Annotated in this window: 13 protein-coding genes and 2 rRNA genes; 6 read left to right on the top strand and 9 right to left on the bottom strand. The window is 67.7% G+C overall.

Going from position 1 to position 21,089, the window contains the following annotated elements; translation table 11 throughout:
• Window positions 1–42: 42 nt before the first annotated feature.
• Together SSPS47_RS04080 and SSPS47_RS04085 are read right to left on the bottom strand one after the other, a co-directional pair.
• Window positions 43–3,166: ribosomal RNA gene (locus SSPS47_RS04080) — 23S ribosomal RNA — on the bottom strand.
• A gap of 327 nt (window positions 3,167–3,493) precedes the next feature.
• Window positions 3,494–5,017, bottom strand: a 16S ribosomal RNA gene (locus SSPS47_RS04085).
• The 16S and 23S rRNA genes sit together here, the layout of an rRNA operon.
• Window positions 5,018–5,585: 568 nt before the next feature.
• Here SSPS47_RS04085 and SSPS47_RS04090 point away from each other — a divergent pair.
• Together SSPS47_RS04090 and ptsP are read left to right on the top strand one after the other, a co-directional pair.
• Window positions 5,586–6,035 (top strand): PTS glucose transporter subunit IIA, encoded by a 450-nt coding sequence (locus SSPS47_RS04090; protein WP_164248806.1) that lies wholly within the window; start codon window positions 5,586–5,588, stop codon window positions 6,033–6,035.
• Window positions 6,036–6,137: 102 nt separating this feature from the next.
• Entirely contained in the window at window positions 6,138–7,808 is a 1,671-nt protein-coding gene (gene ptsP, locus SSPS47_RS04095) for a phosphoenolpyruvate--protein phosphotransferase (protein WP_164248808.1), read from the top strand.
• Window positions 7,809–7,885: 77 nt separating this feature from the next.
• Here ptsP and SSPS47_RS04100 read toward each other — a convergent pair whose 3' ends face one another.
• Together SSPS47_RS04100 and SSPS47_RS04105 are read right to left on the bottom strand one after the other, a co-directional pair.
• Entirely contained in the window at window positions 7,886–8,869 is a 984-nt protein-coding gene (locus tag SSPS47_RS04100; RefSeq protein ID WP_164248810.1) for a hypothetical protein, read from the bottom strand.
• 65 nt (window positions 8,870–8,934) lie between these two features.
• Entirely contained in the window at window positions 8,935–10,923 is a 1,989-nt protein-coding gene (locus SSPS47_RS04105) for an acetoacetate--CoA ligase (protein ID WP_164248812.1), read from the bottom strand.
• 225 nt (window positions 10,924–11,148) lie between these two features.
• Here SSPS47_RS04105 and SSPS47_RS04110 point away from each other — a divergent pair, with 225 nt between their 5' ends.
• Window positions 11,149–13,554 carry a glycoside hydrolase family 31 protein gene (locus SSPS47_RS04110; protein ID WP_164248813.1) on the top strand — a complete coding sequence of 802 codons (2,406 nt, stop codon included), beginning with the start codon at window positions 11,149–11,151 and terminating at the stop codon, window positions 13,552–13,554.
• On the opposite strand, the gene SSPS47_RS04115 is transcribed toward SSPS47_RS04110, so the two are convergent.
• Window positions 13,551–14,096 carry an NUDIX domain-containing protein gene (locus SSPS47_RS04115; protein WP_164248815.1) on the bottom strand — a complete coding sequence of 182 codons (546 nt, stop codon included), beginning with the start codon at window positions 14,094–14,096 and terminating at the stop codon, window positions 13,551–13,553. The genes SSPS47_RS04110 and SSPS47_RS04115 overlap by 4 nt on opposite strands.
• Before the next feature lie 60 nt (window positions 14,097–14,156).
• On the opposite strand from SSPS47_RS04115, the gene SSPS47_RS04120 reads away from it, so the two are divergent.
• Both SSPS47_RS04120 and SSPS47_RS04125 read left to right on the top strand, forming a co-directional pair.
• Window positions 14,157–14,981: a M15 family metallopeptidase gene (locus tag SSPS47_RS04120; protein WP_164248817.1), complete on the top strand. Its 825-nt coding sequence runs from the start codon at window positions 14,157–14,159 to the stop codon at window positions 14,979–14,981.
• A 181-nt stretch (window positions 14,982–15,162) separates the two neighbouring features.
• Complete coding sequence (locus tag SSPS47_RS04125) at window positions 15,163–15,519, top strand: DUF962 domain-containing protein (protein ID WP_164248819.1); 357 nt, start codon at window positions 15,163–15,165, stop codon at window positions 15,517–15,519.
• Between the two features lie 214 nt (window positions 15,520–15,733).
• Here SSPS47_RS04125 and SSPS47_RS04130 read toward each other — a convergent pair whose 3' ends face one another.
• Genes SSPS47_RS04130 through SSPS47_RS04145 form a run of 4 tightly spaced genes read right to left on the bottom strand, consistent with a single transcriptional unit; the run spans window position 15,734 to window position 20,054 of the window.
• Entirely contained in the window at window positions 15,734–16,342 is a 609-nt protein-coding gene (locus tag SSPS47_RS04130) for an ATP/GTP-binding protein (protein ID WP_147877522.1), read from the bottom strand.
• Window positions 16,323–16,718 carry a DUF742 domain-containing protein gene (locus tag SSPS47_RS04135; protein ID WP_164248821.1) on the bottom strand — a complete coding sequence of 132 codons (396 nt, stop codon included), beginning with the start codon at window positions 16,716–16,718 and terminating at the stop codon, window positions 16,323–16,325. The genes SSPS47_RS04130 and SSPS47_RS04135 overlap by 20 nt, the downstream gene beginning before the upstream one ends.
• 10 nt (window positions 16,719–16,728) lie before the next feature.
• Window positions 16,729–17,175, bottom strand: a complete 447-nt coding sequence (locus SSPS47_RS04140) for a roadblock/LC7 domain-containing protein (protein ID WP_147877524.1) — start codon at window positions 17,173–17,175, stop codon at window positions 16,729–16,731.
• Complete coding sequence (locus SSPS47_RS04145) at window positions 17,172–20,054, bottom strand: nitrate- and nitrite sensing domain-containing protein (RefSeq protein ID WP_164248823.1); 2,883 nt, start codon at window positions 20,052–20,054, stop codon at window positions 17,172–17,174. Before SSPS47_RS04145 ends, SSPS47_RS04140 begins: the two co-directional genes overlap by 4 nt.
• 469 nt (window positions 20,055–20,523) lie before the next feature.
• On the opposite strand from SSPS47_RS04145, the gene SSPS47_RS04150 reads away from it, so the two are divergent.
• On the top strand, window positions 20,524–21,063 hold the full coding sequence (locus tag SSPS47_RS04150; RefSeq protein ID WP_239064768.1) for a hypothetical protein: 540 nt from the start codon (window positions 20,524–20,526) through the stop codon (window positions 21,061–21,063).
• The last annotated feature ends 26 nt before the right edge of the window (window positions 21,064–21,089 follow it).

Consider the following 21,089-nt stretch of genomic DNA (forward strand, 5'->3'; position numbering starts at 1 on the left):
TTGTTCGTTGTCTCAGAACTAACACAGTGGACGCGAGCAACTGAGGACAAGCCCTCGGCCTATTAGTACCGGTCAACTCCACACCTCACAGTGCTTCCATATCCGGCCTATCAACCCAGTCGTCTACTGGGAGCCTTACCCCATCAAGTGGGTGGGAGTCCTCATCTCGAAGCAGGCTTCCCGCTTAGATGCTTTCAGCGGTTATCCCTCCCGAACGTAGCCAACCAGCCATGCCCTTGGCAGGACAACTGGCACACCAGAGGTTCGTCCGTCCCGGTCCTCTCGTACTAGGGACAGCCCTTCTCAAGACTCCTGCGCGCGCAGCGGATAGGGACCGAACTGTCTCACGACGTTCTAAACCCAGCTCGCGTACCGCTTTAATGGGCGAACAGCCCAACCCTTGGGACCGACTCCAGCCCCAGGATGCGACGAGCCGACATCGAGGTGCCAAACCATCCCGTCGATATGGACTCTTGGGGAAGATCAGCCTGTTATCCCCGGGGTACCTTTTATCCGTTGAGCGACGGCGCTTCCACAAGCCACCGCCGGATCACTAGTCCCGACTTTCGTCCCTGCTCGACCCGTCGGTCTCACAGTCAAGCTCCCTTGTGCACTTACACTCAACACCTGATTACCAACCAGGCTGAGGGAACCTTTGGGCGCCTCCGTTACTCTTTAGGAGGCAACCGCCCCAGTTAAACTACCCATCAGACACTGTCCCTGATCCGGATCACGGACCCAGGTTAGACATCCAGCACGACCAGAGTGGTATTTCAACGACGACTCCACCTGAACTGGCGTCCAAGCTTCAAAGTCTCCCACCTATCCTACACAAGCCGAACCGAACACCAATATCAAACTGTAGTAAAGGTCCCGGGGTCTTTCCGTCCTGCTGCGCGAAACGAGCATCTTTACTCGTAGTGCAATTTCACCGGGCCTATGGTTGAGACAGTCGAGAAGTCGTTACGCCATTCGTGCAGGTCGGAACTTACCCGACAAGGAATTTCGCTACCTTAGGATGGTTATAGTTACCACCGCCGTTTACTGGCGCTTAAGTTCTCAGCTTCGCCACACCGAAATGTGACTAACCGGTCCCCTTAACGTTCCAGCACCGGGCAGGCGTCAGTCCGTATACATCGCCTTACGGCTTCGCACGGACCTGTGTTTTTAGTAAACAGTCGCTTCTCGCTGGTCTCTGCGGCCACCCCCAGCTCAGAGTGCAAGACTCATCACCAGAAATGGCCCCCCTTCTCCCGAAGTTACGGGGGCATTTTGCCGAGTTCCTTAACCATAGTTCACCCGAACGCCTCGGTATTCTCTACCTGACCACCTGAGTCGGTTTAGGGTACGGGCCGCCATGAAACTCGCTAGAGGCTTTTCTCGACAGCATAGGATCATCCACTTCACCACAATCGGCTCGGCATCAGGTCTCAGACTATATGCACGACGGATTTGCCTACCGTGCGTCCTACACCCTTACCCCGGGACAACCACCGCCCGGGCTGGACTACCTTCCTGCGTCACCCCATCGCTTACCTACTGCAAGTCTGGTCCGACGGCTCCACCACTTCCCTTTGCCCGAAGGCTCCAGGACGGCTTCACGGTCTTAGCATCGCCTGGTTCAGTACTGGGCGTTTCAAAGCGGGTACCGGAATATCAACCGGTTGTCCATCGACTACGCCTGTCGGCCTCGCCTTAGGTCCCGACTTACCCTGGGCAGATCAGCTTGACCCAGGAACCCTTAGTCAATCGGCGCACACGTTTCCCACGTGTGTATCGCTACTCATGCCTGCATTCTCACTCGTGAACCGTCCACCCCTCGCTTCCGCGGAGGCTTCACCCGGCACACGACGCTCCCCTACCCATCCGCACGCCCGTTGGGGCTATGTGTACGAATGACACGACTTCGGCGGTACGCTTGAGCCCCGCTACATTGTCGGCGCGGAATCACTTGACCAGTGAGCTATTACGCACTCTTTCAAGGGTGGCTGCTTCTAAGCCAACCTCCTGGTTGTCTCTGCGACTCCACATCCTTTCCCACTTAGCGTACGCTTAGGGGCCTTAGTCGATGCTCTGGGCTGTTTCCCTCTCGACCATGGAGCTTATCCCCCACAGTCTCACTGCCGCGCTCTCACTTACCGGCATTCGGAGTTTGGCTAAGGTCAGTAACCCGGTAGGGCCCATCGCCTATCCAGTGCTCTACCTCCGGCAAGAAACACACGACGCTGCACCTAAATGCATTTCGGGGAGAACCAGCTATCACGGAGTTTGATTGGCCTTTCACCCCTAACCACAGGTCATCCCCCAGGTTTTCAACCCTGGTGGGTTCGGTCCTCCACGACCTCTTACAGCCGCTTCAACCTGCCCATGGCTAGATCACTCCGCTTCGGGTCTTGAGCGCGCTACTATACCGCCCTGTTCGGACTCGCTTTCGCTACGGCTTCCCCACACGGGTTAACCTCGCAACACACCGCAAACTCGCAGGCTCATTCTTCAAAAGGCACGCAGTCACGACTGACAGCACAAGTACTGCCAGCGACGCTCCCACGGCTTGTAGGCACACGGTTTCAGGTACTATTTCACTCCGCTCCCGCGGTACTTTTCACCATTCCCTCACGGTACTATCCGCTATCGGTCACCAGGGAATATTTAGGCTTAGCGGGTGGTCCCGCCAGATTCACACGGGATTTCTCGGGCCCCGTGCTACTTGGGTGTCTCTCAAACGAGCCGTTAATGTTTCAGCTACGGGGGTCTTACCCTCTACGCCGGACCTTTCGCATGTCCTTCGCCTACATCAACGGTTTCTGACTCGCCTCACAGCCGGCAGACTGTGAAAAAGAGATCCCACAACCCCGCATGCGCAACCCCTGCCGGGTATCACACACATACGGTTTGGCCTCATCCGGTTTCGCTCGCCACTACTCCCGGAATCACGGTTGTTTTCTCTTCCTGAGGGTACTGAGATGTTTCACTTCCCCTCGTTCCCTCCACACTGCCTATGTGTTCAGCAGCGGGTGACAGCCCATGACGACTGCCGGGTTTCCCCATTCGGACACCCCCGGATCAAAGCTCGGTTGACAGCTCCCCGGGGCCTATCGCGGCCTCCCACGTCCTTCATCGGTTCCTGGTGCCAAGGCATCCACCGTGCGCCCTTAAAAACTTGGCCACAGATGCTCGCGTCCACTGTGCAGTTCTCAAACAACGACCAACCACCCGCCACCCCCGCAGAATCTGCGGAGTTCACCGGGGCCGGCATCCCGAAGACACAAGCAGAAAAACTGCCCGTACCCTCAGACACCCAACAGCGCGCCCGGCACCCCCGATCCACCCGGACTGCTTTCCACGCTCCCGAAGGAACAGTACTGACAGGCCATGAAGACCAAGAGTGCCGAATAGTCAACGTTCCACCCATGAGCAACCAGCACCGGACATTCGCCGGCGTACTGGCCCCTGACCAGACCCCCGAAAGGCTCTGGTGAGAAGTGCTCCTTAGAAAGGAGGTGATCCAGCCGCACCTTCCGGTACGGCTACCTTGTTACGACTTCGTCCCAATCGCCAGTCCCACCTTCGACAGCTCCCTCCCACAAGGGGTTGGGCCACCGGCTTCGGGTGTTACCGACTTTCGTGACGTGACGGGCGGTGTGTACAAGGCCCGGGAACGTATTCACCGCAGCAATGCTGATCTGCGATTACTAGCAACTCCGACTTCATGGGGTCGAGTTGCAGACCCCAATCCGAACTGAGACCGGCTTTTTGAGATTCGCTCCACCTTGCGGTATCGCAGCTCATTGTACCGGCCATTGTAGCACGTGTGCAGCCCAAGACATAAGGGGCATGATGACTTGACGTCGTCCCCACCTTCCTCCGAGTTGACCCCGGCGGTCTCCTGTGAGTCCCCATCACCCCGAAGGGCATGCTGGCAACACAGAACAAGGGTTGCGCTCGTTGCGGGACTTAACCCAACATCTCACGACACGAGCTGACGACAGCCATGCACCACCTGTACACCGACCACAAGGGGGGCACCATCTCTGATGCTTTCCGGTGTATGTCAAGCCTTGGTAAGGTTCTTCGCGTTGCGTCGAATTAAGCCACATGCTCCGCTGCTTGTGCGGGCCCCCGTCAATTCCTTTGAGTTTTAGCCTTGCGGCCGTACTCCCCAGGCGGGGAACTTAATGCGTTAGCTGCGGCACCGACGACGTGGAATGTCGCCAACACCTAGTTCCCAACGTTTACGGCGTGGACTACCAGGGTATCTAATCCTGTTCGCTCCCCACGCTTTCGCTCCTCAGCGTCAGTAATGGCCCAGAGATCCGCCTTCGCCACCGGTGTTCCTCCTGATATCTGCGCATTTCACCGCTACACCAGGAATTCCGATCTCCCCTACCACACTCTAGTCTGCCCGTATCGAATGCAGACCCGGGGTTAAGCCCCGGGCTTTCACACCCGACGTGACAAACCGCCTACGAGCTCTTTACGCCCAATAATTCCGGACAACGCTTGCGCCCTACGTATTACCGCGGCTGCTGGCACGTAGTTAGCCGGCGCTTCTTCTGCAGGTACCGTCACTTTCGCTTCTTCCCTGCTGAAAGAGGTTTACAACCCGAAGGCCGTCATCCCTCACGCGGCGTCGCTGCATCAGGCTTTCGCCCATTGTGCAATATTCCCCACTGCTGCCTCCCGTAGGAGTCTGGGCCGTGTCTCAGTCCCAGTGTGGCCGGTCGCCCTCTCAGGCCGGCTACCCGTCGTCGCCTTGGTAGGCCATTACCCCACCAACAAGCTGATAGGCCGCGGGCTCATCCTGCACCGCCGGAGCTTTCAACCGTCCCCCATGAGGGGCACAGTATTATCCGGTATTAGACCCCGTTTCCAGGGCTTGTCCCAGAGTGCAGGGCAGATTGCCCACGTGTTACTCACCCGTTCGCCACTAATCCACCCGAAGGCTTCATCGTTCGACTTGCATGTGTTAAGCACGCCGCCAGCGTTCGTCCTGAGCCAGGATCAAACTCTCCGTGAATGTATTCCCGACCCGAAGGTCAGGTGGACACCACGAGAGCGGAACAACCGGTCGGAATAAGACCAGTCGTTCACAGCGTCCTCGCTGTGTTTCTATCAAAGGAACCTCAACCCAATCCACAGAATGCGGACGAGGTCGGGGTATCAACATATCTGGCGTTGACTTTTGGCACGCTGTTGAGTTCTCAAGGAACGGACGCTTCCTTCGGTCCCGTCTCCGGGCCCCTCCGGGCTTTCCCTTCGGCCTTACGTTTCAAACAGTATCAGGCTTTTTCGCTTTCTCTGACCACACCTTCCGCAGACATGCGAAAGCCGTAATTCGAGAGAGTCTCTGGCTTGATGGATGCTGCCGACCGACGACTCGAAGTCGCCTCAGGGCCAGGCAGGGATACGACAGTACATGCCGCCCCATCGGGCAGGCAAATCGATTCCGGGGCGTCGCGGGACCGCCAACTGGCAGCTCTCGGGCGGAACCGTCACTTCATATGACTTACGCTTCTGAACGGTACGTCGTCCATGACAGGTAGTGACGGCGTCAGACGAATCTCCGCCCCCTGGGAGGCTCCCCCATGACCAGCGTGACGTCCCCACTTGCTGGACGCGCCATCGGACTCGCGGCTGTGCCGGATCCGGTGTTCTCCGATGCGATGGTCGGGCCCGGTACCGCGATCGACCCTGTTCGTGAACCGTCCGAGGCCGTTTCGCCGATCGACGGCATCGTCGTCTCCCTGCACCCGCACGCCTTCGTCGTCCTCGACGCCGAGGGACACGGCGTGCTGACCCATCTGGGCATCGACACCGTCCAGCTCAACGGCGCGGGGTTTGACCTGCTCGTCACCAAGGGTGACACCGTGACGCGCGGTCAGGCCGTCGTGCGCTGGAACCCCGCCGACGTCGAGGCGGCCGGGAAGTCGCCGGTGTGCCCTGTGGTGGCGCTGGACGCGAGCGCCGACGCGCTGTCCGAGGTCGTCCGGGACGGCGAAGTGAAGGCCGGAGACGCCCTCTTCGGCTGGCGGTGACCTCCGCGACACAGTCGTCACGGCCGTCGGCCGTCATGACCGGCGGTCAGTTCATCAACCGCGGCGACCCGGTCGGTCGCCGCACAACCGGAGACGGGTGCAATGCAGACAACGCTGCGAGGCGTCGGCGTCAGCCACGGGGTGGCTATCGGCGAGGTTCGGCACATGGGCACGGCGGTCCTGGAACCGCCGGCCAAGCAGATCCCGACCGAGGAGGCCGGTCGCGAACAGGGGCGCGCCCGCCAGGCCGTCGAGGCCGTGGCCGCCGATCTGATCGCTCGGGGCAATCTGGCCGGCGGTGAGGCACAAGCTGTGCTCGAAGCGCAGGCCATGATGGCGCAGGACCCGGAGCTCATGTCCGATGTGGAGCGGCGTATCGCCGTCGGGAGCACGGCGGAACGGGCCGTGTACGACGCCTTCGCGTCCTACCGGGCGCTGCTCGCGGGGGCCGGTGAGTATCTGGCCGGGCGGGTCGCCGACCTCGACGACGTGCGGAACCGGATCGTGGCGCGGCTGCTCGGGGTGCCGATGCCCGGCGTGCCGGACAGCGACGAGCCGTACGTACTGATCGCTCGTGACCTGGCGCCCGCCGACACGGCGTTGCTCGATCCGACGCTCGTGCTCGGGTTCGTGACCGAGGAGGGCGGGCCGACCAGTCACAGCGCGATTCTGGCGCGCCAGCTGGGGGTGCCCGCCGTGGTGGCGCTGCCCGGTGCGGGTGAGCTGGCCGAGGGCACGATGGTGGCTGTCGACGGCAGCACCGGTGAGGTGTTCGTCGAGCCGAGCACCGAGAAGCGGGCGGAGCTGGAGGAGTCGGCCGCGGCGCGGCGGGCCGCGCTGGCCGCCTCCTCCGGGCCGGGTGCGACCTCCGACGGGCACAAGGTGCCGCTGCTCGCGAACGTCGGTGGTCCCGCCGATGTGCCGGCGGCCGTCGACGCGGGCGCCGAGGGTGTGGGTCTGTTCCGTACCGAGTTCCTGTTCCTCGACGACAGCAAGCGGGCGCCGTCGCAGGAGAAGCAGGTCGAGGTGTACCGGCAGGTGCTGGAGGCGTTCCCCGAAGGCCGGGTGGTCGTACGGGTGTTGGACGCGGGCGCCGACAAGCCGCTGGACTTCCTGACACCCGCGGACGAGCCGAATCCGGCGCTCGGTGTGCGGGGGCTGCGGAGCCTGCTGGACCACCCGGACGTGCTGCGCACGCAGTTGACCGCGCTGTCGAAGGCCGCCGAGGGTCTGCCGGTGTATCTGGAGGTCATGGCGCCGATGGTGGCCGACCGCACCGATGCCAGGGCGTTCGCCGACGCGTGCCGCGAGGCGGGGCTCAACGCCAAGTTCGGTGCCATGGTGGAGATTCCGTCGGCCGCTCTGCGGGCGCGTTCGATTCTTCAGGAGGTCGAGTTCCTTTCGCTGGGGACCAACGACCTCGCGCAGTACACCTTCGCGGCCGACCGGCAGGTGGGCGCGGTCTCGCGGTTGCAGGACCCGTGGCAGCCCGCTCTGCTCGACCTGGTCGCGATGGCCGCGGAAGCGGCCGGGGCCGAGGGCAAGAGCTGTGGTGTGTGCGGTGAGGCGGCCTCCGATCCGTTGCTGGCGTGTGTGCTCACCGGGCTGGGTGTGACGTCGCTGTCCATGGGCGCCGCGTCGATCCCCTACGTCCGGGCGACATTGGCGAAGTTCTCTCTCGCGCAGTGCGAGCGTGCCGCTGCCGCCGCGCGGGCCGCCGACACCGCCGAGGGGGCGAGGTCGGCCGCTCAGGCGGTGCTGTCCGGCGAGTGAACCGGTGGACCGGCGGTTCGACCGGTCCCGCGTCCGCAGGAGCTTCCCGTCGCGTCGCGGCGGGAAGCTCCTCGCGTTCAGCGGTGGATGTCCGGGTCCTCGATGCCGAGGTCGAATCCCGCGCGATACTCCACCCCCGGTTCCGGGGAGAGCGGTTCTCCGGTGTCGGCGTCGGTGCAGTAGGCGCTGAAGACCTGGCCCTCGCTCAGTGGTGCGAGGGTGCTCTGCCCGAGTCGCCAGCCGTGGAGGCTGTCCGGGGCGCCGGGCCGGGTCGTACGGAGCACGACTCCGCCGTGGCTGTCGAGCGCGATGCCGGCGGCGAGAACGGTGACGAACTCCGCGCTCTCGGACGCGTCGAGACGGGCCGGGCCGGTGTCGGGCCGTTCCAGATGGAGGGCCGCGAGGAGTTGTTCGTCCGGCGTGGGGATGCTGCAGACGAGATGGTGTGTGCCCGGTCCGGCCCGTTCGATCAGATGGGTGAGGAGCCGTGAGGCGCGGTCGAAGGAGGCGCGTCCGATGTCCACGCCGCAGTCGGCGCACTCCCCGAGGTCGGCGAGGACCATCGTCGCGTACTCCCATGTGGCCTTGCGGACGGCGGTGTTGATGAGCTGTGGGACAAGTTGCTCGACGGGCTGTCCGGTGTAGGGCACGAGGGCGCCCCCGGTCGCCGCGATGCGTGCGGTGAAGCGACCCCGGCTGGCCACGGTGTCCGGGGCGTGTCCGGTCTCCGCGCAGTACTCGGCGAACTCCTCCGGGTCGAAGAGGGCGACCGAGGTGTGCGCTCCCTCGGTGGCGAGTGTGCGGAGCAGTCCGTCGATCTGCCGGAGATATCTCCGGTGGTCGTCGAAGGTGAAGGTGCGGTAGCGCCGCATGGTGGCGAAGTCCTGCCCGTCGGCGAGCAGGCCGACGGTGCACGGCACTTCGCGGCGCAGCGCGCGCAGTTCGCTCCGTGTGCCGCGCGATGTGCCGGCCGTACCCGTCCGTGCGGCGTTCTCGCCGGTACTGGCGTTCTTGCCGGTCGTGTTCTTGCGGTTCGCGTTCCCGCGGTTTCTGTGCGCCATGACTTCCCCCTGAGCACTGTCGATCACTGCTCACTCAGAGTAATCGGGGGGTCTGACAACGGCGCTCACGAGCGGTTCGTGCGGCGTTCCTGGGCCAGGGACTCGTAGAAGTGGAGCAGTTCGAGATTGTCGACGGAGCCGGGGTTGACCGCCTTGGCCAGCTCCGTGCCCTGGAGCAGGCGCTTCACCGGGACCTCGATCCGCTTGCCGGTGAGTGTGTGGGGGACGGCCGGGACCTGGATGACCGTGTCGGGGACATGGCGTGGGGAGAGTTCCTGGCGGATGGTCGCCTTGATCCGGGCGCGCAGGTCGTCGTCGAGTACGGCGCCTTCGGCGAGATGGACGAAGAGCGGCATCCAGTAGCCACCGTCCGGCTCTTCGAGGCCGATGACCAGTGATTCGCGGATCTCGGGGAGGCGTTCCACGGCTTCGTAGATGTCGGCGGAGCCCATCCGTACGCCCTGGCGGTTGAGGGTGGAGTCCGAACGGCCGTGGATGACGACCGAGCCGCGGTCGGTGAGGGTGATCCAGTCCCCGTGCCGCCAGACGCCGGGGTACATGTCGAAGTAGCTGTCGTGGTAGCGGCTGCCGTCCGGGTCGTTCCAGAACTTGACGGGCATCGACGGCATGGGGTTGGTGACGACGAGTTCGCCGACCTCGCCGATGACCGGTTCGCCCTGCGGGTCCCAGGCCTGGAGGTCGGTGCCGAGGCAGGCTGCCTGGAGTTCGCCGATGTGGACGGGGAGGGTGGGGACGGCGCCGGCGAAGCAGGTGCAGACGTCGGTGCCGCCGCTGACGGAGGCGATCCACAGGTCGTCGGCGACCTCGTCGTGGAGCCAGCGGAATCCGTCGGGCGGCAGGGGTGATCCGGTGGTGGCGACGCAGGCGATCTTGGACAGGTCGTGGTCGCGTGCGGGATGTACGTCCGTCTTGCGGCAGGCCATCACGTACGCGGCCGAGGTGCCGAAGAGTGTGGCTCCGGTCCGTTCGGCGATGCCCCACTGGGCGCCGGTGTCGGGGTAGCCGGGGCTGCCGTCGTACAGGACGATCGTCGTTCCCGTGAGCAGGCCGGAGACGAGGAAGTTCCACATCATCCAGCCGGTGGAGGTGTACCAGAAGAAGCGGTCACCGGGGCCGAGGTCGCAGTGCAGGCCGAGCTGTTTGAAGTGTTCGAGGAGGATGCCACCCTGCGACTGGACGATGGCCTTGGGCAGGCCGGTGGTGCCGGAGGAGTACAGGACCCAGAGCGGGTGGGCGAACGGCAGTTGCTCGAAGACCGGCTCGGTGTCCGCGGAGGTGAGGGCGGACCAGTCGAGGGCGCCCTCGGGCGCCGGGGTGCCGAGCAGTGGAATGTGCACGACGGCGCGCAGGGTGGGCAGTTCGGCGCGGAGTTCGGCGACGGTCCCGGTGCGGTCGTGTTCCTTGCCGCCGTAGCGGTAGCCGTCGACGGTGAACAGGACGACGGGTTCGATCTGCTGGAAGCGGTCGAGGACGCTGCGGGCGCCGAAGTCGGGTGCGCAGGAGGTCCAGACGGCTCCGACGGCGGCGCCGGCGAGGAACGCGACGACGGCCTGCGGGATGTTGGGGAGGTAGCCGCTGACGCGGTCGCCGGGGCGTACGCCGACGGCGCGCAGTTCCGCGGCCAGTGAGCCCACTTGGCGGCGCAGTTCGGCCCAGCTGAGGGGCGTCGGTTCCTGTGTCTCGTCCACGTGGAGGAGCGCGGGTTCGTCGGCGCGCGCCGGGTCTTCGGCGGTGCGCAGGGCGTGCTCGGCGTAGTTGAGGGTGGCGCCGGGGAACCATTCGGCGCCCGGCATGGCGCGGTCGCCGAGCACGCGTTCGTACGGGGTGGAGAACCGTACGTCGAACCAGTCGGCGACGGCCTTCCAGAACGTTTCGAGCTCGGTGACCGACCAGTCGTGCAGCGCCTCGTAGCCGCCGTCGGCGGGGGCCCCGTACCGTTCGGCCGCCCATGCCTGGAACCTGGTCACGTGCGCGGCCGCGATCCGGTCGGCGTCCGGCTCCCACAGTGGCGCTGGACTGGCTGCTGAGGTCATGCGGTGGCTCCCGGTCTGGCTCGGACGCGTCCTGTGCGAGGGGCGCCGCGCACCTGTGTGGTGGAGCGCCCCGCCTCCCACGGACGATGCCACGTGATCGTCTTTCGCACCAGACATGCCGTGCCGGGTGCCCGGACGGGGCCCCGGCGACATGTGGTCGCACCATGGGTGAACGGGAGTTGAACGCGGCCCGTTCGATCTCGGCCGGATGGCAGGCTGAGCAGCATGAACGGTCGTGAGCTGCTGCGCTCGATGAAGGATGCCGGTTCGCTGCGGAGGATGCGGACGGTGCGGTCGGCCTGGCGTCGGCGGCGTACCGACGGGCGGGATCTGCCGGCGCGCGGAGCGGAGCGGGCCAGGGTGCCCGGTGCGGTGAGCGGGGCGGAGCCGCTGGCGGGCGGAGGGATCGTCCGGTTCGCGCGGGCCGAGCTGCGGGTGTGGGTGGCTGTCGGCGGCGCCGTCTTCTGGGGATGGGACGGCGACGGGCCGTCGCCGTCGTACGCGCTGTCGGGCGATCCGCCCGAGCCGGATCCGCGGGCCGTGCTGGAGCCCGACAAGGACGGCGGCTGGCGGGTGGTGTCGGAGCGGGTGACGGTGGCGGTCTCGCAGCACGGCGCTGTGGAGGTGGCGACGCCCGGGGGTGTCGTGCTGCGCCGTGAGCTGCCGCCGCGCTGGTGGGAGCCGGTGGACGGAAGCGGTCCCGCACGGTGGGCTCAGCGCGCCGAGGTGGCCGCCGACGGGCGTTTCTTCGGCCTCGGTGGGCGGGCGTCGGGGCCGCGGCTGCGTGACGGCGTGTACCGCCTCTGGAACACCGATCCGGGGGGCTCTTTCGGTCCCGGTGACGATCCGCTGTACATCACGATGCCGGTGCAGCTGGTGGTGGCGGACGCGGGCACGCATCTCGCCTTCTACGACAACTCGTGGGACGGGCGCGTCACTCTTCAAGAGGGTGAGGAGGGCGCGGGCTCCGGTCATGACCGGCCGGGCACGTCCGAGGTGCGGATGGACGGCGGCCCGCTGCGTTGCTGGGTGCTGCTCGGCACGCCCGCGCGGGTGCTGCACGGGTGGGCGGCGCTGACCGGTGTGCCCGCGCCGCCCCCTTCGTGGGCGCTGGGGCCGCAGCACGCGCGGTGGGGCTTCGGCAGCGCGGAGGAGGTCCGGCGGATCGTGGCCGGCTACCGCGGGCGCGGGCTGCCGCTGTCCGCGTTCCATCTCGACATCGATCACTACGACCGGCATCAGGTGTTCACGGTCGACCGGCGGAACTTCCCCGATCTGCCCGCTCTCGCCAAGGAGTTGCGGGCCCAGGGGGTGCGGCTGGTGTCGATCGTGGATCCGGCGGTGAAGGCCGCGCCGGGGAACCAGACGTACGACAGCGGCTCGGCGGCCGGCGCGTTCGTGCGGGACGCGCGCGGTGACGACGTACGGGGCGAGGTCTGGCCCGGCGAGTGCGTCTATCCGGACTTCACCGATCCGGCGGTGCGTGAGTGGTGGGGCGGTCTTTACGAGGAGCGGCTGGAGCAGGGTTTCTCGGGGGTCTGGCACGACATGAATGAGCCGGTGTCTTTCGCGCCGTTCGGCGGCGGGACACTGCCCCGGTCGGCCAGGCACGTGCTCGACGGACGTGGTGGTGACCACCGGGAGGCCCACAACGTTTACGGGCTGACGATGGCGGCGGCCGGGTACGAGGGGCTGCGGCGGCTGCGGCCGCAGGAGCGGCCGTTCCTGTTCTCCCGTTCCGGGTGGGCCGGCATGCAGCGGTACGGCGGCACCTGGTCGGGCGATGTGGCGTCCGGCTGGCCGGGGCTGCGCGCCTCGCTCTCGCTCGTGCTGGGGCTGGGCCTGTGCGGGGTGCCGTACTCGGGTCCGGACGTGGGCGGTTTCACCGGGAGTCCGACGCCTGAGCTGTATCTGCGCTGGTACCAACTGGGCGCCTGGCTGCCGCTGTTCCGCACGCACGCGGCCATCGACGCGGGGCGCAGGGAGCCGTGGGAGTTCGGCGACGACGTGCTGGGGCATGCGAGGGCCGCTCTCCTGGAGAGGGTGCGGCTGGGGCCGTACTTCGTGACGCTGGCGCAGTTGGCGCGGCTGACGGGGGCGCCGTACGTCCGTCCGGTGTGGTGGGGCGCGCCGGAGGACCGGGCGCTGCGGGACTGCGAGGACGCGTTTCTGCTCGGGGACTCCCTGCTGGTGGCGCCGGTGCTGGAGGCCGGTGCGGACCGGCGCGCGGTGCGGCTGCCGCGCGGGCGCTGGTACGACACGGCGACGGGGGCGGCGTACGAGGGACCGGGCCGGATCCGGGTGGACGCGCCGCTGTCCCGGATTCCGGTGCTGGCGCGGGCGGGCGCGGTGATCCCGGTCCTCGGCCGGGCGGACCCCGACGGGACGTCCGGGGGCATCGAGCTGGAGGTGTGGCGGCCGGCGCCGGGGCGTACGGGCGGCGGGCTGGTGGTGCGGGACCCCGGGGACGGGTGGGCGGACCCGGAGGTGGAGCGGTACACCTCGCGGCTGGTGGGCGACGAGGTGGTGGTGGAGCGGGTGACGGACGACGGGGTGGCACCGCCGGAACTGCCGGTGCGGGTGAGGGGTTGGGACGGACCGTCAGCCCGGCGGGACGGACAGAACACCTAGGGCGTGGGCTCCGGGGCGTTGTCGTAACGGCCGGCGAACCACGACCGTACCGCCCGCGTGTGCAGGGGGAACGCCAGCTCGGCCGGGGCCCGCAGCAGCTGCCAGCCCGTCGTCTCGTCGGTGGCCACGGACGCGGGCAGTTCGGCGACGGGGCGTTCCGGCAGCAGCGCGAAGAGCAGCAGGTGGCCGTCCGGCGAGCTCATGGCGTCGGCGAGCCGTACGTCGCCCGCGTCGGCCTCGATGCCGGTCTCCTCGCGGAGTTCGTGTACGGCGGCGTGCCGCCAGTCCTCGGTGTGGTCGATGTAGCCCCCGGGGAGGGCGACATGGCCGCTCCGGGGTTCGATGGTGCGGGTGATGACGACGAGGGCGGTGCCCCGCTCGTCGGTGACGGGCAGCAGGGTGACCGCGACCGGCAGGGGATTGCGGTAGGCGGTGGCGCCGCAGACGTAGCAGGTGCGGGGCCGGCCGGCGTCGGCCGGGTACGGCGCGCCGCAGCTGTCGCAGTGCGAGTCCTTCACGGAGCGGTTCTTGAGGTCGGCCACGCGCGGACTGTAGCCGATCACCCTTTCCCGGGGGCCGGGGAACTGATAGACGGTGTGCCCATGACACGACTCGCTTCCGCACTCCGCGCGCTGGCCGCCACCACGGCCACCCTGCTCGCCGTGACCGCCGCAGCTCCGGCGGCGTCCGGCGCGAGCACCGGCTCCCGGACCGCCGGGCCCTCGGCACCCGAGGAGTTCGTGGCGCTGCCGACCGTGGCACCGACGATCATCCACGACATGCGCTACACCACCCCGCACAACTTCATGGGAGAGCGGGTCGACGGTTACGACCAGCCGCTCTGTATCCTCACGCGCCCGGCGGCGCGGGCTCTTCAGCGGGCGCAGTGGAAGCTGCTGCGGCAGGGCTACTCGCTCAAGGTGTACGACTGCTACCGCCCGCAGCGGGCCGTCGACCACTTCGTCCGCTGGGCGAAGGACCTGGAGGACGAGACGATGAAGCCCGAGTTCTATCCGAGGGTCGACAAGTCGAGGCTGTTCGCCGACGGCTACATCGCCGAGAAGTCCGGGCACAGCCGTGGCAGCACGGTGGACCTGACGATCGTGAAGCTGCCGGCCAAGCCCACCCGGCCGTATGCGCCCGGCGAGAAGCAGGTCCCCTGCTACGCGCCGCAGGGCGAGCGGTTCCGGGACAACTCCATCGACATGGGCACCGGTTACGACTGCTTCGACACCCTGTCCCACACCGACGATCCGCGGGTCCGGGGTGAGCAGCGGGCGAACCGGCAGCTCCTGAAGAGCACGCTGGCCGGTGTGGGATTCACCAACCTCCCCGAGGAGTGGTGGCACTTCACCCACAAGCCGGAGGTGTTCCCCGACACCTACTTCGACTTCCCGGTGTCCTGGCGATCGGTCGCCGGTCACTGACGGCGCGGGACGAACGGTCCGGGACGTACTGACGGCTCGGGACGATCAGTCGTGAACGGCCGGCCGGGACCACCCCCGTGGGCTCCGGCCGGACCGCTCACTACTCTCGGACGCACGAAGCCCGTTCTTGGTTCTCCTCCTGCCCGTTTCGGGTTCCCGGCGGAGCCGTTACGGTGCCCGTATGGCAACGGATACACCGGCGACATACGAGTCGTACGAAGAATTCTGGCCCTACTACGTGGCGATGCACTCCCGCGCGGCCACGCGTTGGGTGCATCTGACGGGGACTCTGACCGGCCTCGCAGTGAGTGTCTACGGACTGGCGCGGGGCCGGAAGCGGTACGCGGCGGCGCTGCCCCTGATCGGCTACGGGACGGCCTGGCCCGCGCACTTCTTCATCGAGAAGAACAACCCCGCGAGTTTCGGGCATCCCGCGTGGTCGCTGCGCGGCGACACGCAGATGATCCGGATGATGCTGGCGGGGCGGGATGCCGAACTGGCGGAGATCGCCGCGAAGTGGCTCGCCGAGAACCGCTGAGCCGCCGAACCGGCGACTCTGTGGGTCAATGACGCGCCGAACCGGTGTCCCGCCGGCGCAGACGCTCCATCCGCACGGGCGGGAGGGACGGGGCGGGCGGCAGTCGGAGCCGTACACCGAAGACTCACGGCCCGTACCCCTGTCGGTGGGGGTGCGGGCCGTGTTCCGTCCGTAGGGCCGTCAGCGGCCCCGCCGGGCCTGTGCCCGACGTGCGTCAGGTGGTGACCGCGGGCTCGCGCTGCTTCCGCGCACGGATCATGGCGTGTTCCACGACCGCGACCAGAACGTCCTTCACGGACTCCCGGCTGCGCGCGTCGCACATCAGCAACGGCACCTCCGGGTCGAGATCGAGCGCGGTGCGGACCGTCTCGGCCGGGAATCGGGCGGCGTCCTCGAAGCAGTTGACGGCGACGGCGAAGGGAATGTCCCGGCGCTCGAAGTAGTCGACCGCCGCGAAGGAGTCCTCCAGCCGCCGGGTGTCGGCCAGGACGACCGCGCCGAGCGCACCCTGGGCCAGTTCGTCCCAGAGGAACCAGAAGCGGTCCTGGCCCGGCGTGCCGAACAGGTAGAGCACAAGGTCGTCGCGGAGGGTGATCCGCCCGAAGTCCATGGCGACCGTGGTGGTGGTCTTGCTCTCGATGCCCGCGATGTCGTCGACGGGCCGTCCCGCCTCGGTCAGCACCTCCTCGGTGCGCAGCGGTTTGATCTCGCTCACCGCGCCCACCATGGTGGTTTTGCCCACCCCGAAGCCGCCGGCCACCAGGATCTTCAGAGTCACCGGCTCGATCGGCCGCTGTCCACGGCTAGAGCGCCCGAAGACCATTGATCACCTCGCGGAGAATGTTCACGTCCGGCAGCTCGGCCGGCGGAACGGGACGGGTTACGTGCACGAGTTCGCTCTCGACCAGGTCCCCCACGAAGACCCTGACCACCCCTACGGGGAGGTCGAGGCCCGCGGCGAGTTCCGCTATCGACTGGGGGCCGGCTCTGCAGAGTTCGACTATCTCCACATGCTCGGGAGACAGTGTCCGGTCACCGGAGGGATCGTCCGCGGCCGGCGCCGGGATGACGATGGCGATCAGGTCGAGCCGGTGCCGGGTCGCGCTGCTGGTCCGGCCGCGTGTCATGGCGTACGGGCGCACCACCGGTCCGGCGTCTCCGTCGAACCAGTGTTTCTGATCCTCGCCTGCGTGACTCATGACATTCAACTCACCCTGTGGCGGGCTGTCCGGCGCGTGGTGCGGCACCGAGGTGGACGCCGACGCGCTTGACCATGAGCGTCATCTCATAGGCCACCTGGCCGACGTCGGAGTCGGAGTCGGAGAGTACGGCGAGGCAACTGCCGTCGCCCGCCGCCGTCACGAAGAGGAAGGCGTCGTCGAGCTCGACGACGGTCTGGCGGACCTTGCCCGCCTCGAAATGCCTGCCGACACCCTTGGCCAGGCTGTGGAAGCCGGACGCGACGGCGGCGAGGTGCTCGCCGTCCTCGCGGGTGAGCTCCTTGGACGTTCCCGTGGCGAGACCGTCCCCGGACAGGACGATCGCCTTACGGATGCTGCCGACCCGTTCCACCAGCTCGTCCAGGAGCCAGTTGAGGTCGCCCGGAACGGATCCGCGGCGTGTGGAATCGGATGCTGCGGCTTTCGGTGCGGTCATCGACCGTCCCCCTCCGGTGTCGTTCCTGTGGTGTCGCCGGGGCCGTTGACGTCCTCGGTGCCATCGCTGTCTTCGGCGTTGTTCTGCTGACGGCCACGCTGCCAGCCCCGTTGCAGGGAAGCCATACGGTTGCGGACTTCCTCCGCGTCCCGCTCGTAGTCCCGCTCCGGCACGTCGGCCTGCGGCGTCTCGACGTCCTCGCGTACGGCGTCCTTCAGCTGGGGCGCGAGGCTGGCCTGGCGGACGCGCCGGGGAAGGCCGCCGAGCGGGGCGGCGGAGCCGTTCTCATCGGGTGTCACGGCGGCGGCTCCCTCGGGTGTGGGGGGCACGAGGCGGGAGGCCGGAGCGGGCGCGGGCGTGAAGGCCGGCGCCGGGCCGGACGACTGCTCGCGGGCCGGCGACGGCGCCGGGGCGGGCGCGGCCGGCGTGGGTGCGTCCGGTGTGGGCTCGGTCGCCGGGTGGGCTCCGCCCCGCTCGTCCAGGCGCCGTCCGTGGTCGGCGACCAGCTTCGGGGTCTTGCGGCTGCGGCGGGGAAGCTGCTCGGGGAAGCCGAGCGGCTCGGCACCGCGGCCCTCACGGCCCTGTGGGCCGTCGTGGTCCGCGGCCTGACGGTGCTGCTCGTGGAGGTCCTCGATGCCGGGCCCGCGCGGCAGGCCCGTCTCGCGCCCGCGGGTGCCGCGGCCGCTGTCACGCAGATGTTCGCGGGCGCGGAAGATTCCGCCGCGTTCGCTCTCCGTGTCGTCCAGATCGGCGCTGCCGAGGTCGCTGACGGCGTCGACGCTGTCGGCGGCCACCGGCCGTTCCTCGAACTCCCGGCCGGTGAGCGGTGGTTCGAGCTCGATGGGCCCGTCGAGCACGGAGCGGTTCCCGGTGAGTCCGGTGGGGACCTGCGACAGCGAGGCCAGCCTGCCGTCGGCGCGTCCACGGCCGTTCTCGGCAGTGAGGTTCTGCCGGTCGAGCCGGAATCCGGTGCCCTGCGTCTCGGGCGCCTCCGTGAGGAGAGCGGCCGGCAGGAACACGATCGCGGTGGTGCCTCCGTACGGAGACGGCTGGAGCGACACCCGGACGTTCTGGCGCTGCGCGAGCCTGCTGACGACGAAGAGGCCGAGGCGGTCGGTGTCGGAGAGTTCGAACTCGGGTGTCTCCGCGAGCCGCAGATTCGCGTCGAGGAGGTCGTCGGAGTTCATCCCGAGGCCGCGGTCGTGGATCTCCAGGGTGAAGCCGTTGGCGACGCGTTCGCCGTGGACCTGTACCGCCGTGTGCGGGGGCGAGAACACCGTGGCGTTCTCCAGGAGTTCGGCGACGAGGTGGGTGAGGTCGGCGACGGCGGGGCCGCCGACGCCGATCCGCGGCAGCCTGCGGACCTCGACGCGCTCGTAGTCCTCGACCTCGGCGACCGCGGCCCGTACGACGTCCATGAGCTGGACGGGCTTGCGCCACTGGCGGGAGGGCGCGGCGCCGGAGAGGATCACCAGGCCCTCGGCGTGGCGCCGCATGCGGGTGGTCAGGTGGTCGAGGCGGAAGAGGTCGGCGAGTTCGTCCGTGTCCTCGGTGCGGCGCTCCATGGTGTCCAGGAGCGTGAGCTGGCGGTGGAGGAGGACCTGGTTGCGGCGGGCGAGGTTGACGAACACCTCGGCGACGCCGTGCCGCAACTCGGCCTGCTTCACGGCCGCTTCGACGGCGGCGCGCTGGAGCGTGTTGAGCGCCTGGCCGACCTGGCCCAGTTCGTCGCGCTCGTAGTCCAGTCGCGGGGCCTCCGTCTCGACGTCGACCTGCTCGCCCGCCGCGAGACGCCGCATGACGCTCGGCAGCCGGACGCCGGACACCTCGTGGGCTTCCTTACGGAGGCCGGACAGGTCGCGGATGAGGCTGCGGCCGACGCGTACGGAGACGATCAGGGAGACCAGCAGCGCGAGGAATCCGAGGACGCCGGCGATTCCGGCCAGTACGAGGACGTTGAACCCGGCCGGTTCGACCCGGTCCTGGTAGCGGTCGTCGGCCGCCTCGCCCTCGCGGGCGAGGTTTTCGAGCACCGGGTTGGTCATCTCCTGCCAGCGTGCGGCGTCCACCGACGCCGGGTCCTTGCCGGGACCGGCGGCGATGAGCTGTTCCTCCGCCTCGCGGAGCGGCTGGGTGCCGGGGCCGCCCCAGTACTGCTCGAAGATCTCGCGCTCCGAGGCGGGCAGGACGTCGAGGTTGGTCTCGTAGAGCAGGGTGCGGTTGGCCACCAGGTTGGAGATCAGCCGGATCTCGTCGGAGGTGGTGCGGCGGGTGATGAGCGCGGAGACGACCAGCGCGTCCTCACGGGAGAGCATCTCCTGGGCGCGGTCCACACCGACCAGGGCGCGAGCCTGCTTGTCCAGCTCCACGTCCTCCAGCACGTGCAGCGCCGACAGGAAGTTGTGGCAGGGGTCGACGAGTCTGTTGTAGAAGTCCAGCGCCTGGCCCCGGGTGACGGTGCTCTTCTCGACGGAGCGGCGCAGCGCGCCGAGACCGTCCAGTGCGTCGGTGAGCGAGGTCAGCCGCGCCGATGTGGTGTCGCTCATCTCGTCGCGGACCGACGGGTTCTCGGCGTTCGCCTTGATCTTGGTGACGGCCCGGTCGGTGGCCGCGCGCTGTCGGCGCAGCTCGGAGAGGGAGTCGGAGTTGCGGGGGTCGGCCAGGTAGATGAGGGTCTGGCGGCGCTCCTGCTGGATCACCCGGACCGTGTTCTCCACGGGGTCGCCGACCTTGTCGATGATGTAGGCGACGTCGAGGAGTTGGTTGGCCTCGCGGCCGGTCAGTGTGGTGGCGAATGCCCACAGGGCCGTGAGGGAGACGAGCGGCACAAGGAGCAGCGCCACGATCTTCCGGCGGATGGACTTCCCGCGAAAGCGCATGGTCTCCCCCAGCTCGACCTTCCACCCGATGTGGAAGCCGTCTTCGTCAGAATCGACAACCTCGTCAACAAACGGCGCGAGCCTACTACTGCCACACCGGCAACTCGAAGACATGTCCGGGCGCTTTTCGGCCCCAACCAGACGAGATAGTCATGAGTTGTCCCGGTATTCACGGAGATGACTTTCGCCGCTGAGGCGCACAGTACCTGCCGGGGCGTCACTTTTCGCAATCGCTTCGATGGCCGGAACTGTACGCCCGCGGGAATCTTCCCGATCTGTCGGTCGTCTATGTGTATGGGTACTGACATACGGAAGTACCGGCTCAGGGTAGGGAATTCGGGGCGAGGGACGGGGCGGGCGGTGGGCGCTGTTTGCGCTGCGCGCCACACATTGGGTGCCATGGTCCGCGTGAAGCGGCCGGCGCCGGGCAGTCACCCTGATGTCGGACAGTGGTGGGGAGTTACGGTCCATGAATACGAAGTCGGACACGGAATCGGCGACGAAGGCAGGCACGAAGGCACGGGCACGCACGGCGGGACGCGGGGACGGGGACAGGGACGCTGCCACGCGGGGGCCCGCGGAGGTCGAGGTCGAGCTGCCCGCCCCGCGGGGCACGGGCCTCTCGCGGCGGCTGTGGGTGGAGGAGCCCGCGATAGGACGCCGGATGCCCGACCCGGTGCGGACGGCGGCGGTGCGTGCCGTGATCATCGCCGCGCTGACGCTGATGCAGGCGATGGTGGCGTTCTTCTCCACACTCGCGGGCTCCTGGCTGGCCTTCCCCATGGTGCTGAGCAGCGTGGCGAGCACGGTGGTGGCGACGTGGGGGGTGCTGGACGTGTGGGTGACGCGTCAGGTGTGGAACCAGCGCCACGGCGTGGTGTCGGTGCCGAGCAGCACGGCGCGGCAGTTGCGCCGGGAGCGCCGCCGGGCCAGGCGTACGGAGCGGGCGGCGGAGCGTGACGGCGTGCGGATACGACGCCGGGGCGCCGGCAGGCTCTCCGAAGCCTGAACGCCCGCGCCCCGGCGGCCGTCGGG

It is taken from the genome of Streptomyces sp. S4.7 (genome assembly GCF_010384365.1).
GTDB lineage: Bacteria > Actinomycetota > Actinomycetes > Streptomycetales > Streptomycetaceae > Streptomyces.

Coding starts and splice junctions, on each gene's coding strand:
- SSPS47_RS04105 (WP_164248812.1), bottom strand. CDS start 10,923: ATGACCTCAGCAGCCAGTCCAGCGCCACTGTGGGAGCCGGACGCCGAC.
- SSPS47_RS04135 (WP_164248821.1), bottom strand. CDS start 16,718: ATGAGTCACGCAGGCGAGGATCAGAAACACTGGTTCGACGGAGACGCC.
- SSPS47_RS04120 (WP_164248817.1), top strand. CDS start 14,157: ATGACACGACTCGCTTCCGCACTCCGCGCGCTGGCCGCCACCACGGCC.
- SSPS47_RS04125 (WP_164248819.1), top strand. CDS start 15,163: ATGGCAACGGATACACCGGCGACATACGAGTCGTACGAAGAATTCTGG.
- SSPS47_RS04110 (WP_164248813.1), top strand. CDS start 11,149: ATGAACGGTCGTGAGCTGCTGCGCTCGATGAAGGATGCCGGTTCGCTG.
- SSPS47_RS04130 (WP_147877522.1), bottom strand. CDS start 16,342: ATGGTCTTCGGGCGCTCTAGCCGTGGACAGCGGCCGATCGAGCCGGTG.
- SSPS47_RS04100 (WP_164248810.1), bottom strand. CDS start 8,869: ATGGCGCACAGAAACCGCGGGAACGCGAACCGCAAGAACACGACCGGC.
- SSPS47_RS04150 (WP_239064768.1), top strand. CDS start 20,524: ATGAATACGAAGTCGGACACGGAATCGGCGACGAAGGCAGGCACGAAG.
- SSPS47_RS04140 (WP_147877524.1), bottom strand. CDS start 17,175: ATGACCGCACCGAAAGCCGCAGCATCCGATTCCACACGCCGCGGATCC.
- ptsP (WP_164248808.1), top strand. CDS start 6,138: ATGCAGACAACGCTGCGAGGCGTCGGCGTCAGCCACGGGGTGGCTATC.
- SSPS47_RS04145 (WP_164248823.1), bottom strand. CDS start 20,054: ATGCGCTTTCGCGGGAAGTCCATCCGCCGGAAGATCGTGGCGCTGCTC.
- SSPS47_RS04090 (WP_164248806.1), top strand. CDS start 5,586: ATGACCAGCGTGACGTCCCCACTTGCTGGACGCGCCATCGGACTCGCG.